Source organism: Pseudomonas sp. P4_D7 (assembly GCF_056401755.1).
The window spans coordinates 140464-152209 of sequence record NZ_JBFUIR010000007.1 but is presented as its reverse complement, the minus strand read 5'-3'; the positions used below and the strand labels follow the sequence as shown (position 1 = coordinate 152209).

Annotated in this window: 12 protein-coding genes; 8 read left to right on the top strand and 4 right to left on the bottom strand. The window is 60.3% G+C overall.

The window, feature by feature from the left end; genetic code table 11:
* Positions 1 to 110: 110 nt before the first annotated feature.
* Positions 111 to 1253, top strand: coding sequence for an MFS transporter (locus AC1DVF_RS07700; protein ID WP_099757511.1), 1143 nt, complete (start codon positions 111 to 113; stop codon positions 1251 to 1253).
* 86 nt (positions 1254 to 1339) lie between these two features.
* Here AC1DVF_RS07700 and AC1DVF_RS07695 read toward each other — a convergent pair whose 3' ends face one another.
* Both AC1DVF_RS07695 and AC1DVF_RS07690 read right to left on the bottom strand, forming a co-directional pair.
* Entirely contained in the window at positions 1340 to 2908 is a 1569-nt protein-coding gene (locus AC1DVF_RS07695; RefSeq protein ID WP_460130404.1) for a phospholipase D family protein, read from the bottom strand.
* A 60-nt stretch (positions 2909 to 2968) separates the two neighbouring features.
* On the bottom strand, positions 2969 to 4390 hold the full coding sequence (locus AC1DVF_RS07690) for an aminotransferase-like domain-containing protein (RefSeq protein ID WP_093429671.1): 1422 nt from the start codon (positions 4388 to 4390) through the stop codon (positions 2969 to 2971).
* 178 nt (positions 4391 to 4568) lie between these two features.
* Here AC1DVF_RS07690 and AC1DVF_RS07685 point away from each other — a divergent pair, with 178 nt between their 5' ends.
* Positions 4569 to 4814 (top strand): DUF1127 domain-containing protein, encoded by a 246-nt coding sequence (locus AC1DVF_RS07685; protein ID WP_095049332.1) that lies wholly within the window; start codon positions 4569 to 4571, stop codon positions 4812 to 4814.
* A gap of 117 nt (positions 4815 to 4931) precedes the next feature.
* On the opposite strand, the gene AC1DVF_RS07680 is transcribed toward AC1DVF_RS07685, so the two are convergent.
* On the bottom strand, positions 4932 to 6242 hold the full coding sequence (locus AC1DVF_RS07680; RefSeq protein WP_099757510.1) for an NAD(P)/FAD-dependent oxidoreductase: 1311 nt from the start codon (positions 6240 to 6242) through the stop codon (positions 4932 to 4934).
* A 147-nt stretch (positions 6243 to 6389) separates the two neighbouring features.
* On the opposite strand from AC1DVF_RS07680, the gene AC1DVF_RS07675 reads away from it, so the two are divergent.
* Positions 6390 to 6743: a YkgJ family cysteine cluster protein gene (locus tag AC1DVF_RS07675; RefSeq protein ID WP_064389779.1), complete on the top strand. Its 354-nt coding sequence runs from the start codon at positions 6390 to 6392 to the stop codon at positions 6741 to 6743.
* A 42-nt stretch (positions 6744 to 6785) separates the two neighbouring features.
* Here the strand turns inward: AC1DVF_RS07675 and AC1DVF_RS07670 are convergent, their stop codons facing one another.
* Positions 6786 to 7274, bottom strand: coding sequence for an Lrp/AsnC ligand binding domain-containing protein (locus tag AC1DVF_RS07670; protein ID WP_003177284.1), 489 nt, complete (start codon positions 7272 to 7274; stop codon positions 6786 to 6788).
* Positions 7275 to 7430: 156 nt separating this feature from the next.
* On the opposite strand from AC1DVF_RS07670, the gene dadA reads away from it, so the two are divergent.
* From dadA to AC1DVF_RS07645, 5 genes are all read left to right on the top strand, one after another.
* On the top strand, positions 7431 to 8735 hold the full coding sequence (gene dadA / locus AC1DVF_RS07665) for a D-amino acid dehydrogenase (protein ID WP_034152046.1): 1305 nt from the start codon (positions 7431 to 7433) through the stop codon (positions 8733 to 8735).
* Positions 8707 to 9060, top strand: a complete 354-nt coding sequence (locus AC1DVF_RS07660) for a RidA family protein (RefSeq protein ID WP_477782284.1) — start codon at positions 8707 to 8709, stop codon at positions 9058 to 9060. Before dadA ends, AC1DVF_RS07660 begins: the two co-directional genes overlap by 29 nt.
* Positions 9061 to 9154: 94 nt before the next feature.
* Positions 9155 to 10228 (top strand): alanine racemase, encoded by a 1074-nt coding sequence (gene alr / locus AC1DVF_RS07655; protein ID WP_093429676.1) that lies wholly within the window; start codon positions 9155 to 9157, stop codon positions 10226 to 10228.
* An 88-nt stretch (positions 10229 to 10316) separates the two neighbouring features.
* A complete protein-coding gene (locus tag AC1DVF_RS07650) occupies positions 10317 to 10865 on the top strand; it encodes a cupin domain-containing protein (protein WP_007920393.1) in 549 nt (182 codons plus the stop codon).
* Positions 10866 to 11046: 181 nt separating this feature from the next.
* A complete protein-coding gene (locus AC1DVF_RS07645; RefSeq protein WP_175555627.1) occupies positions 11047 to 11463 on the top strand; it encodes a c-type cytochrome in 417 nt (138 codons plus the stop codon).
* Positions 11464 to 11746: the final 283 nt, after the last annotated feature.

The following is an 11746-nucleotide window of genomic DNA, read 5'->3' as shown; positions in this document are numbered from 1 at the left end:
GCGGTGTATCAGTCAGCAGATCTGCTGAATGTGAAACCGTATTCGCGAGCAAGCTCGCTCCCACATTGGTTTTGTGGTGCACATAAAAATAATCCACAGGAGCGTGGAACATGCGGTGGGCGACGTATTTCGCCGTGTTGGCGTCTGTCTTGAGTGTCGGCCTGGCCCTGGGGGTCAGCATGCCGTTGGTGTCGTTGCGCCTCGAAGGTTGGGGCTACGGCTCCTTTGCCATCGGCGTGATGGCGGCGATGCCGGCGATTGGCGTGTTGTTGGGCGCGAAGATTTCCAGCCATCTGGCGGCACGTTTCGGCACGGCGAACCTGATGCGCCTGTGCCTGTGGGCCGGTGCGCTGTCGATCGGTCTGTTGGCGTTGCTGCCGAGCTACCCGATCTGGCTGGTGCTACGGCTGATGATCGGGGTGATCCTGACCATCGTGTTCATCCTCGGCGAGAGCTGGATCAATCAACTGGTGGTCGAGAACTGGCGCGGGCGGCTGGTGGCGCTGTATGGCAGCAGCTATGCGTTGAGCCAACTGTCGGGTCCGTTGCTGTTGGGCGCGCTGGGTACCGAGCATGATTATGGTTTCTGGGTCGGTGTCGCTTTGCTGTTGCTGTCGCCATTGCTTTTGCTGGGCCGCAGCGGTGCTCCGAGCAGTGAAGCCAGCAGCGTAACGTTCAAGGAGTTGTGGGGCTTCGCCCGTGAGTTGCCGGCGATTGCCTGGGCGGTGTCGTTGTTCGCCGCATTCGAGGCGATGATCCTGACGTTACTGCCGGTGTATTGCCTGCAACAGGGCTTCACTGCCGAGATTGCGCTGGCGATGGTCAGCACGGTGGTGGTGGGTGATGCGCTGCTGCAACTGCCGATTGGTGCGCTGGCCGATTATCTGTCGCGGCGCACCCTGTTCACTGGGTGCGCAGTGATCCTGATGCTGTCGAGCCTGGCGATTCCAATGTTGATCGACACGCTGTTGATCTGGCCGCTGTGGGTGCTGTTCGGTGCCAGCGCCGGCGGGCTGTTTACCCTGTCACTGATCCTGATTGGCGAGCGTTATCGTGACGATGCACTGGTGCGGGCCAATGCGCATATTGCGCAGCTGTGGGGGGTTGGCTGTTTGATCGGGCCTCTGATGGCGGGGGCGGGCAGTCAGTGGATCAGCGGACATGCGTTGCCGCTGCTGATGGCGGTTGGGGCGTTTGGACTGGTGATTCTGCTGATGCGGCAAGGTGCATTCGGTACGGTGCAAACGGCTTAAGGTCAAAAGATCGCAGCCTGCGGCAGCTCTTGCAGGGGGAATGCATTTCAACTGTAGGAGCTGCCGCAGGCTGCGATCTTTGCTTTTTAAAGCATCCGCTCAAGGCCGACAGTGGTGCTGAACCATGCGTTGAAGCGCCGCCACCAGCTCCCCGGTTCCTTGGTCAGCGTGTGCAGCTGGCCGTTGTCTTCGGTGATCCAAACGATCTGGCCATCCTGCAATTTCGCTTGGTAACTCAGCGCCGGCGCCATCCCCTGCAAGGCCAGCTCACGCACATGCTCGGCCAACTCCGGACTGTCGACCAAGACCCCGACCTCGGTGTTCCACAACACCGAGCGCGGGTCGAAGTTGAACGAGCCGATAAACGACTTCTGCCGATCAAAGATCATCGCTTTGCTGTGCAAGCTTGAATCAGAGCCGCGAAACGATTTGCTGTAAAACACATGCGGGCCACTGCCGTAGTTATCCCCAGGCTGACGGCGCAGTTCATACAGTTTCACGCCATGCTCCAGCAACGCTTTGCGATACGGCGCATAGCCGCCGTGCACCGCTGGCACATCGGTGGCTTCCAGCGAGTTGGTCAGAAGGCTTACCGAGACGCCGGCATCGGCACGACCGGTCAGGTAGACCAGTCCCGGCTGGCCCGGAACGAAATAGGCCGAGATCATCACCAGTTCTTTGCTGACGTTTTTCAACTCCGGGCCCAGCTGCGTGGTCAGCAGCAATTGCGGATCCGGTTCAGCCTTGGCCAGCACCTTGCTCGGCGCGTCCCACAGCGCCTGATTCCATGCCCAGATCAGCTCTTTGCGCCAGATATCCATGCGCGGCGCAGTCTTGAATGTCATCAACTGCTGGTACAGCGCGTGATTCTGTTTGCGGGTTTCCTCCAGCGATTCTTCCAGACGTGTGCGGGTGTTCTGCAGGTCCTTGGCGGTCGGTCGGCTGGAGAGAAATTCGTCGATCGGTTTGCTCAGGGCGCTGTTCCAGTACTGGTCGAAACTGTGCCCGAGCTGCTCGGCCACCGGCCCGACACTGAGCATGTCGATGTCGGTGAAATTCAGGTTTGGCTCGGCGTCGAAATATTCGTCACCGAGATTGCGCCCGCCGACGATGGCCACACTGTTGTCCGCCAGCCACAGCTTGTTATGCATGCGTCGATGCTGCAGCGACAGGTTGAACAAGCGGCCCGCCGCGCGGGTGACGCCGGTGCTGCGGCCCAGATGCAGCGGGTTGAACAGGCGGATCTGGATCTGCGGATGCGCCGCCAGTGTGGCGATGATCTGGTCCAGACCGTCGCTGGTGGTGTCGTCGAGCAGAATGCGCACGCGCACGCCGCGATCGGCAGCCTTGAGCAGTTCCTCCACCAGCATTCGCGTGCTGATGCCGTCATGGACGATGTAGTACTGCAGGTCAAGGCTGGTCTGGGCGTTGCGGATCAGTTCGGCGCGGGCGGTGAACGCCTCGCTGCTGTTGGACAGCAGGCGAAAACCTGAGCGGCCCTGGTAGGGCGCCGCTTGCGCCTGAATCGAACGACCGAAGCTGGAATCAGCGGCCGGCAACGCCTGACTTGGCTCGCGCGGGACATCGAGACTGGCACAGCCGCTCAGGAACGAGGCGAGTAACAGCAAAGCGAGTAGGGGCTGTCTGAAGCTCACGTAGGATCATTCCGGTTGGCGGCAAGGGTCGGCATATGGACGCGGTTCTCTGGAAAAAGGTCAGTCGGCTTCCGCCAGCAATCTGACAGCGGTCGCGCCGACCTTGCGCACCGCCTCTTCGATCTGCGCTGTCGGTTTGGCAGCGTAGTTCATCCGCAGGCAATTGCGGTACTTGCCTGAGGCGGAAAAGATACTGCCGACGGCAATCTGTACGCCTTGGTCGTGCAACTCACGATTCAGTTTCAAGGTGTCGAAACCTTCCGGCAACTCGACCCACAACATGAAGCTGCCTTGCGGCCGGCTGGCGCGGGTACCTGCCGGGAAATAGCGGGTCACCCAATCGATCATCAGGTCGCGGCTGCGTTGGTATTGCGTGCGCATGCGCCGCAAATGCGGTTCGAAATGGCCAGCCTTGAGAAATTCGGCAATAGCGATCTGCGGCTGCGGCGCGGTCGAGCCGGTGCTGATGTATTTCATGTGCAACACCCGTTCAAGGTATCGACCCGGCGCGACCCAGCCAATGCGCAGCCCCGGCGCCAGGGTCTTGGAAAACGAACTGCACAACAGCACACGGCCGTCTTCGTCGAAGGATTTGATCGTGCGAGGGCGCGGGTAGGTGTAGGACAGTTCGCCATACACATCGTCCTCGATGATCGCTACGTCGAAGCGCTGCGCGAGGTTGAGCAGGGCGCGTTTGCGCGACTCCGGCATGATGTAGCCGAGCGGGTTATTGCAGTTGGGCGTGAGCTGGATGACCTTGATCGGCCATTGTTCCAGTGCCAGTTCCAGCGCTTCGAGGCTGATCCCGGTGAGCGGGTCGGTGGGAATTTCCAGGGCTTTCATACCCAGGCCTTTGAGGGTCTGCATGGCGCCATGAAAGCTTGGCGAGTCCACCGCGACAATATCGCCCGGTTCGCAGATCGCGTGGATGCTGGTAGACAGCGCTTCGTGGCAACCGGTGGTGATCACCAGATCGCTGGCGCTCAACTGGCAGCCGGAGTCGAGCATCAGTCGAGCGATCTGTTCGCGCAGTTCGAGAGTGCCGTGGATGTTGTCGTAATACAGACCGGGCATGTCCTGACGGCGGCTGATCCGCGCCAGCCCACGCAGCAAAGGCTTCATCGTCGGCGAGCTGATGTCCGGCATGCCACGACCCAGTTGCACGACATCCTTGCGCGGCACCGCGCGAATCAACTCCAGCACTTGATCCCACTGCGAAATCTCCACCGGGCGCTGCGCCGGACGGCCGACGGCGGGCAGCTCCGGCAGTTCGCGGCCGACCGGCACAAAGTAGCCGGACTTGGGTTTCGGCGTGGCAAGGCCGCTGTCTTCCAGCACGCGATAGGCCTGTTGCACCGTGCTCAGACTGACCCCGTGTTCGACGCTCAAGGCGCGCACCGATGGCAGCCGGTCACCTGGGCGATAGAAGCCGTTTTCGATGCGCGTGCCGAGCAATTCGGCGAGGTTTACATAAAGGGTCATGGCGCTGCCTCGGTGCGGTGATTCGATAAACCAGTACAGATCTCGCAAAAATCGACAATTCAGTCGACAAAGCGGCAAATCTGTATGGAGTTAATACAGTGTCTTTGAATCTGTAATGGTTTTGCTCGCCCGCGCATCATGGAATCTCTGGCTACCCAAGTAAACAGGAGCATTGAAAATGAACGGCTTGAGCGATGTGCGGTTGACGTTACACGGTCAGGAACTGGCGGCAGGGCAGAAGGACAGTGCGCGCAATGAGATCATGCGCAATGCGCCGTCCGGCCTGAGTCGCTGGAGTCTGTTGTGGCATCGTCTGCACACGCGCAAGGCGTTGCTGGCACTGACGGCGGATCAGCTCAAGGACATCGGGCTGACGCGTGAGCAAGCGCAGGAGGAGGGGTTGAAGCCTTTCTGGCGGATCTGAGATCTGTATGGTCGTTTTGGGCCTCATCGCGAGCAGGCTCACTCCTACAGGGGAACGCATTTCAACTGTAGGAGTGAGCCTGCTCGCGATTGGACCTTCAAATTCACTGCAAAACCATCAGACCAACTCTTTCATCCGATGCCACAACATCCCCAACGCCAACAGCGGCGAACGCAAATGTTTGCCGCCCGGGAAGGTGATGTGCGGCACCTTGGCGAACAGATCAAAGCCACCGCTGTGCTGCCCGCTGATTGCTTCGGCGAGCAACTTGCCCGCCAGGTGCGTGGCATTCACCCCGTGCCCGGAGTACGCCTGTGCGTAATACACATTTGGTTGATCATTGAGCCGGCCAATCTGCGGCAACCGGTTCGCGCCGATGCCGATCATACCGCCCCACTGATAATCGATCTTCACGCCAGCCAGTTGCGGGAATACTTCCAGCATCTTCGGCTGCATATACGCCGCGATGTCTTTCGGGTCGCGTCCCGAGTAATGGCAGGCACCGCCGAACAGCAGGCGGCGATCCGCCGAGAGCCGGTAGTAATCCAGCGCCACACGCTGATCGCAGACCGCCATGTTTTGCGGCAGCAGGTTGTGCGCCTGCGCTTCGCTTAACGGCTCGGTGGCGATGATGTAGCTGCCGGCGGGCAGGACTTTGCCGCTGAGTTGCGGGTTCAGATCGTTGAGATAGGCATTGCAGCCCAGCACCAACGTCTTCGCGCGCACTGAGCCTTGCGCTGTATGCACCTTCACTTCAGGGCCGTAGTCGATACGGGTTACTGCCGAATGTTCGAACAGCTTCACGCCCAGTTGCTGCGCTGCTGCTGCTTCGCCCAAGGCCAGGTTCAGCGGATGCAGATGCCCGGAGCCCATGTCGATCAAGCCGCCGACATAGCGTTTGGAACCGACCACCGTGTGCATGTCGTGGGCTTGCAGCAAGCGGGTTTCGTAGCGATAGCCAAGGCCACGCAGTTCTTCGGCGTCTTCGGCAAAGCCTTCGAGGTCGGACGGTTTGTTGGCGAGGTCGCAATAGCCCCAGGTCAGGTCGCAGGCAATCTGAAAACGCTCGACGCGCTGGCGAACGATTTCCACTGCTTCCAGGCCCATCAGTTTCATCTCGCGCACGCCGTCGGCACCGATGACGTTGGTGAACTGATCGAGACCATGACCGACCCCGCGAATCAGCTGCCCGCCGTTGCGACCGCTGGCGCCCCAACCGATCTTGTGCGCTTCCAGCAACACCACGCTGAGGCCGCGTTCGGCCAGTTCCAGCGCCGTGTTCAATCCGGAAAAGCCGCCGCCGACCACACAGACGTCGGCCAGCACGTCACCTTGCAACACCGGGTGATCGGGCTGCGGCAGGCTGCTGGCGGCGTAGTAAGAGGCAACGTGGGGTTGGCTCGCGGAGGTGAAAGCGCGGGCAGTCATAGGCGTCATCCAACGGCTAAGTGTCGAGAAAATTTGACGGAGCATAAGCCGCACGCCCGAACGTGGGCAACATTGGTCGGCCTGCGGTGTCTGGATCTCGGCTTTTGCGGCACAATTGCCGCCTATTCCTCCTCGGTCATCGCTGCAATGAGCTGCAACAGCCAGAAAATCCGCACCTTGCGCCAGCAGATTCCCTCGTTCGAGTGCGTGCCCGGCTGTCACGATTGCTGCGGCCCGGTGACCACTTCGCCGGAAGAAATGGCCCGCCTGCCACGCAAGACCCGCGCCGAGCAAGATGCGGCGATGGAAGAGCTGAACTGTGTGCACCTGGGGCCGAACGGCTGCACGGTGTATGAAGAGCGGCCGTTGATTTGCCGTTTGTTCGGCACGACCAAGACCTTGCCTTGTCCGAATGAGCGGCGCCCGGTGGAGTTGATTCATCCGCGGGTGGAGAAGCAGATATTCGAGTACATGGCGGCGAATCGGCAGGTGTTGGTTTAACGCGTTCACTCGGAACCGATTCGACGCCATCGCGAGCGATCTTCAATCCGGAATAGGTAAGCTCAAGCTCTCCTTCACCTCTTCCATCACGATATAACTCTTCGACTCGCGCACATGCGGCAGCTTCAGCAGAATGTCGCCGAGCAGCTTGCGGTACGAGGCCATCTCGGAAATCCGCGCTTTCACTAGATAGTCGAAATCCCCTGACACCAGATGACATTCCAGTACATGCGGCAATTTCAGCACCGCGCGTCGGAACTCCTCGAAAGTATCGCCGGATTTGTAGTCGAGGCTGATCTCGACGAACACCAGCAAGCTACCCTTCAAATGCTGCGGATTCAGCCGGGCGTTGTAGCCCATTATGATCCCTTCACGCTCCAGGCGCCGTACCCGTTCGGTGCAGGGCGTGGTGGAGAGGCCGACCTTTTCCCCAAGTTCGGTAAAGGAAATCCGCCCGTCCGCCTGCAGGATCCGCAAGATGTTGCGGTCGATCTTGTCCAGCTCACGTTTGGTCTGAGTGTTGGTACGCATAGGGGATGCGCCTCCGTGAAAAGGGTTTTTGCCGAGAATTGTCGCCAAATATAGGCGCTTATATAGTGAAAAGCACTGGCATTTCTTTTTTACACTGCGCCCATCATTGCTCTAACAACAGACGTACGCGGCCCTGCCGCGATGAGGGATACAAAAATGCGCGTAATGGTCTTGGGTAGCGGCGTCATCGGTACCGCCAGTGCTTACTATCTGGCCCGTGCCGGGTTTGAAGTGGTGGTGGTCGACCGGCAGCCAGCCGCGGCCATGGAGACCAGTTTCGCCAACGCCGGCCAGGTATCGCCGGGCTACGCCTCGCCGTGGGCCGCGCCGGGCGTGCCGCTGAAGGCGATCAAGTGGCTGTTGCAGCGCCACGCCCCTCTCGCGATAAAAGCCACCGCCGACATCGACCAGTACCTGTGGATGGCGCAGATGCTGCGCAACTGCACCGCCAGCCGTTACGCGGTGAACAAGGAGCGCATGGTGCGTCTGTCCGAGTACAGCCGCGACTGCCTCGATGAATTGCGCGCCGAAACCGGTATTGCCTACGAAGGCCGCAGCCTCGGCACGACTCAATTGTTCCGCACTCAGGCACAGCTTGATGGCGCCGCCAAAGACATCGCTGTGCTGAAAGAATCCGGCGTGCCGTTTGAAGTCCTCGACCGCGCCGGCATTGCCCGCGTAGAGCCGGCCCTGGCGGGTGTCACTGACATCCTCGCCGGCGCCCTGCGCCTGCCGAATGACCAGACTGGCGACTGCCAGATGTTCACCACACGTCTCGCCGAAATGGCGGTGAAGCTGGGTGTCGAATTCCGTTTCGGTCAGGACATCCAGAAACTCGACTACGCCGGTGATCGCATCAACGGTGTGTGGATCGACGGCAAGCTGGAAACCGCTGACCGCTACGTACTGGCGCTCGGCAGCTACTCGCCGCAACTGCTCAAACCGCTGGGCATCAAGGCGCCGGTGTATCCGCTCAAGGGTTACTCGCTGACCGTGCCGATCACCAACCCGGCAATGGCCCCGACGTCGACTATTCTCGACGAGACCTACAAGGTCGCGATCACCCGTTTCGACAACCGCATCCGCGTTGGCGGCATGGCCGAGATCGCCGGTTTTGACCTGTCGCTGAACCCGCGCCGCCGCGAAACCCTGGAGATGATCGTCAACGACCTTTATCCTCAGGGCGGTAATCTGGCCGAGGCGAGCTTCTGGACCGGCCTGCGTCCGACCACCCCGGACGGCACCCCGATCGTTGGCGCCACGCCGTTCAAGAACCTGTTCCTCAACACCGGTCACGGCACGCTCGGTTGGACCATGGCGTGCGGCTCCGGTCGTTTGCTGGCCGATCTGATGGCGAAGAAAAAACCACAGATCAGCGCCGAAGGCCTCGATATTTCCCGTTACGGCAACAAGACCCAGGAGTCCGCAAAACATGTCAATCCAGCGCCAGCTCACCAATGAGCGCATGAGTCAGATCGTCAGCCACAACGGCACCGTGTATCTGGCCGGGCAGGTCGGCGACGACTTCGACGCCGGGATTGAGCAGCAGACCCGCGAGGTACTGGCCAATATCGAGCGCTTGCTCGATCTGGCCGGCACCGACAAACAGCATCTGCTGTCGGCGACGATCTACCTGAACGACATCGAAGCACACTTTGCCGGGATGAACTCGGTGTGGGACCAGTGGCTGCCCAAAGGCGCCGCCCCGGCCCGCGCCACCGTCGAAGCGAAAATGGTCAAGCCGAGCATTCTGGTGGAAATTTCCATCGTCGCCGCGCTGCCGTAACCGTTGTAAAGATCCCTCTCCCGGCGCTGTTGGCGGTTCACGTCGTCAGTCGGCGCCGGTTTTTCTTCCCATGACCGCCTAGAAGTCTGCCGCCATGCGTCCTGCCCGTGCCCTGATCGACCTAGAAGCCCTGCGCCACAACTACCGAATTGCCCGCGAAGTCACTGGCGCCAAGGCGCTTGCGGTGATCAAGGCGGACGCCTACGGCCATGGCGCGGTGCGTTGCGCCCAGGCACTGGAAACCGAGGCCGACGGTTTTGCCGTCGCCTGCATCGAAGAAGCGCTGGAGTTGCGCGCGGCCGGCATCAAGGCCCCGGTGTTGTTGCTGGAAGGCATCTTCGAAGCCGATGAGCTGGCGCTGATTGTCGAGCATGATTTCTGGACCGTGGTGCATTCGCTGTGGCAGCTCGAAGCGATTGAGCAGGCAACACTGAGCAAGCCGATCACCGTGTGGCTGAAGCTTGATTCGGGCATGCATCGCGTTGGTCTGCATCCGAAGGACTATCCGGCGGCCTATCAGCGTCTGCTGGCCAGCGGCAAAGTGGCGAAGATCGTGTTGATGAGCCACTTCGCCCGCGCCGATGAGCTGCACGCGCAGAGCAGCACCGAGCAAGTCGCGGTGTTTGAGGCGGCGCGTCAGGGCCTGGCGGCGGAAGTCAGTCTGCGCAACTCGCCGGCCGTACTCGGTTGGCCGCAGATTCACAGCGACTGGGTGCGTCCGGGCATCATGCTCTACGGCGCGACCCCGTTCGAGGAGGCCAACGCCGTGGCTGATCGCCTGCAACCGGTGATGACCCTGGAGTCGAAAGTCATCTGCGTCCGTGAACTGCCCGCCGGTGAGCCGATCGGCTACGGTGCCAAATTCATCACCGACAAGCCGATGCGCGTCGGCGTGGTGGCGATGGGTTATGCCGATGGCTACCCGCGTCAGGCGCCGACCGGTACGCCGGTACTGGTGGCGGGTAAACGCAGCCGGATTCTCGGTCGCGTGTCGATGGACATGCTCTGCATCGACCTCACCGATGTGCCTGAAGCTGGCCTCGGTTCGAGCGTTGAGCTGTGGGGTAAAAACATCCTCGCCAGCGAAGTGGCGCAGTGGGCGGACACCATTCCGTACCAGATCTTCTGCAACCTGCGTCGGGTGCCAAGGCTCTATTCCGAGGGTTGACGCCGCTGCGGGGGCCAAGTGTTGTAAATACTGAACGCTGTCGCCATGATAACGCTCAATATTCTTACAACATCAGGAGGCTCCCGCCTTGGACGTCGGTGAACGACTGCAATCGATCCGCAAGCTCAAAGGGCTTTCCCAGCGTGAACTCGCCAAACGCGCGGGCGTCACCAACAGCACCATTTCGATGATCGAAAAGAACAGCGTCAGCCCTTCGATCAGTTCGCTGAGGAAGGTACTGGGCGGGATTCCCATGTCGATGGTCGAGTTCTTTTCCGAAGAAATCCTGCAGGAAGTCCCGACCCAGATCGTCTACAAGGCCAACGAGCTGATCGACATTTCCGACGGCGCCGTGACCATGAAACTGGTCGGCCGTGCGCACCCCAGCCGCGCCATCGCCTTCCTCAATGAAATCTACCCGCCGGGCGCCGACACCGGCGAAGAAATGCTCACCCATGAAGGCGAAGAAACCGGGATTCTGGTGGAAGGTCGTCTGGAGCTGGTGGTGGGTCTGGAAACTTTTATTCTCGAAGCCGGCGACAGCTACTACTTTGAAAGTACCAAGCCGCACCGTTTTCGTAATCCGTTCGACGCGCCTGCGCGACTAATCAGCGCAGCCACGCCGGCGAATTTTTAACAAAGAGGTGTCAAGCCATGATGGCAAAGGCATCCGGAGAGTTTTTCTACCGTGCGGTATAACCCCTTCGACTATGGGGTTGTTTCAGTGTGGCGGGCTACCCGCTATACTTCCGCCCGCCTGCGAACCGTGGCCGCAGGCGTGAATAGCCACCATTGAGGGTGAACGCGTGAACCTAATTATGAAAATGCTGGCTGCACCAGCAACCGTACTGGCCCTCTGGGCTGTCAGCGCTCAAGCTGCGACGAATGACGACATTGCCAAACGCCTCGAGCCTGTTGGCCAGGTGTGTGTGCAAGGCAAGGAATGCAAGGGGATGGAAGTTGCCGCTTCCGCAGGCGGCGGTGGCGGGGCGAAAACCCCGGATGAAGTGATTGCCAAGCACTGCAACGCTTGCCACGGTACCGGGTTGTTGGGCGCGCCGAAGATCGGTGACACCGCAGCGTGGAAAGAGCGTGCTGATCATCAGGGCGGTCTTGATGGCATCCTCGCCAAAGCCATCACCGGTATCAATTCGATGCCGCCGAAAGGCACCTGTGCCGATTGCTCGGATGATGAGTTGAAGGGCGCGATCCAGAAGATGTCTGGCCTGAAATAAGCCGCGTCTCTGGCGAAAAAAACCGTCTTCGGACGGTTTTTTTGTGCCTGCGATTCAGTAGCCTCATCGGAACGCCGCCCGCCCAGCCCTCTCCCTGAGGGAGAGGGGGCCGACCGAGGTGTCTTTCGCTATCCATCGACCTGAGAGACCTTAGCGATTATGGATTCAGCACATCACTTTCACGTCGGCATACCTCCCCAATATCCCCCAATCTGTCCCCTCTACCTCTGGGAGAGGGCTAGGGTGAGGGCAAGCGATCTCCAGCCATAAAAAACTCCTGTGG

Coding starts and splice junctions, on each gene's coding strand:
- AC1DVF_RS07700 (WP_099757511.1), top strand. CDS start 111: ATGCGGTGGGCGACGTATTTCGCCGTGTTGGCGTCTGTCTTGAGTGTC.
- dadA (WP_034152046.1), top strand. CDS start 7,431: ATGCGCGTAATGGTCTTGGGTAGCGGCGTCATCGGTACCGCCAGTGCT.
- AC1DVF_RS07690 (WP_093429671.1), bottom strand. CDS start 4,390: ATGACCCTTTATGTAAACCTCGCCGAATTGCTCGGCACGCGCATCGAA.
- AC1DVF_RS07645 (WP_175555627.1), top strand. CDS start 11,047: ATGAAAATGCTGGCTGCACCAGCAACCGTACTGGCCCTCTGGGCTGTC.
- AC1DVF_RS07685 (WP_095049332.1), top strand. CDS start 4,569: ATGAACGGCTTGAGCGATGTGCGGTTGACGTTACACGGTCAGGAACTG.
- AC1DVF_RS07670 (WP_003177284.1), bottom strand. CDS start 7,274: ATGCGTACCAACACTCAGACCAAACGTGAGCTGGACAAGATCGACCGC.
- AC1DVF_RS07660 (WP_477782284.1), top strand. CDS start 8,707: ATGTCAATCCAGCGCCAGCTCACCAATGAGCGCATGAGTCAGATCGTC.
- AC1DVF_RS07680 (WP_099757510.1), bottom strand. CDS start 6,242: ATGACTGCCCGCGCTTTCACCTCCGCGAGCCAACCCCACGTTGCCTCT.
- alr (WP_093429676.1), top strand. CDS start 9,155: ATGCGTCCTGCCCGTGCCCTGATCGACCTAGAAGCCCTGCGCCACAAC.
- AC1DVF_RS07675 (WP_064389779.1), top strand. CDS start 6,390: ATGAGCTGCAACAGCCAGAAAATCCGCACCTTGCGCCAGCAGATTCCC.